The organism is Idiomarina aquatica, assembly GCF_004362895.1.
GTDB lineage: Bacteria > Pseudomonadota > Gammaproteobacteria > Enterobacterales > Alteromonadaceae > Idiomarina.
In genome coordinates, this window is the sequence record NZ_SNXI01000059.1 from 1 (window position 1) to 1,440 (window position 1,440).

The following is a 1,440-nucleotide window of genomic DNA, read 5'->3' on the forward strand; positions in this document are numbered from 1 at the left end:
TAATGCCGATCAGTTAAAGAATTTTTAGCGATCGGTTGACCGATCCGGCAGAGCCTTCAAAATCCATAGTCAGACTGTCTGGCTATGGATTTTTTTATGTTTTTAAGTCAAGCGTTAGAGCAACTCCAAGAATTTACCCCGGATGACTTCAGTAAGTTACCCGATTTACTTGAGCCCGAGCTAATCGAGCAATGCTTGCAGGATACGGGCGTTACGACAGTGCGCAAGCGGCGTTTGCCAATGGACTTTATGGTGTGGGCTGTTGTTGGAATGGCTCTGTTCAGGGACATGCCCATGCGGCAATTGGTTTCGCATCTTGATTTGATGTTACCCGGCAACAGACCTTATGTTGCACCGAGTGCTGTGGTTCAGGCACGACAGCGGTTAGGGCCCGATGTCATGAAACGGATGCTCGAACTCACTAATCAGCTGTGGTTCGATAAGCTACCAACATCTCATTGGAATGACCTATCGATTTTGGCAGTAGACGGCACCGTCTGGCGTACACCGGACACACCTGAAAATAGCGCGAACTTTGGACGCACAGCTAATCAACTCAGAGAGTCAGACTATCCTCAGGTTCGTATGGTTAATCAAATGGAGGTCAGCAGTCATTTAGTGACAGCAACGGAGTTTGGTAGTATTGCACAAGCCAGTGAAGTTGATTTGGCAGCTAAACTTATCGAACGAACGCCGGACCATTCACTGACTTTATTTGATAAAGGCTTCTATGCGCTGGGTCTGTTAGATCAGTGGCACCGTGCGGGCGAAGAGCGACACTGGCTTATCCCGCTCAGAAAAGGTGCGCAATATACTGTAAAAAGGTCATTCAGTAGCACCGACAAACTGGTGGAAATAAAGTTGTCCCCACAAGCCAAAAAGAAGTGGGATAACGCTCCTGAAACAGTTCAAGCTCGATTGGTGAGCAAGAAAGTCGGCAAGAAGAACGTTGCTATATTAACCTCAATGACTGATACGATGCGCTATCCGGAAGCGGATATCGTAGATTTATATGCCCACCGCTGGGAAATCGAGCAAGCTTACCGGGAAATGAAGCAGTATATGCTCAAGAATGAGCTGACCTTGCGAAGTAAACGTCCTGAACTGGTTGAGCAAGAGCTCTGGGGGATACTGGTCGCATACAACCTGTTACGATATATGATGGCTCAGATGGCTTACAGCCTTAAACACGTAGAGCCTAACCAAATGAGCTTTAAACAGGCCTCCCACTACTTGGTTGGCCAACTACACATACTCGTAAATATCTCTCCTGGCAAAATACCCAAAGTCATGGAGCAGATGATGGAAATGGCCAGTGCCTTTGTTTTACCTGAGCGACGAGAACGGCATTATCCTCGGGCAATAAAAAGGCGACCGCAACGTTATCCGATGCGGTCGCCTTATAAAGCGGCTAGCCATTAGCTTAACTGACAAGCATTA

1 protein-coding gene is annotated in these 1,440 nt (G+C 47.4%); it reads left to right on the forward strand.

What is annotated here, in order from left to right:
* Positions 1-96: 96 nt before the first annotated feature.
* The gene (locus tag DEU29_RS13945) at positions 97-1,422 is read left to right on the forward strand and encodes an IS4 family transposase (protein WP_133541021.1); all 1,326 of its coding nucleotides are present in this window, start codon (positions 97-99) and stop codon (positions 1,420-1,422) included.
* Positions 1,423-1,440: the final 18 nt, after the last annotated feature.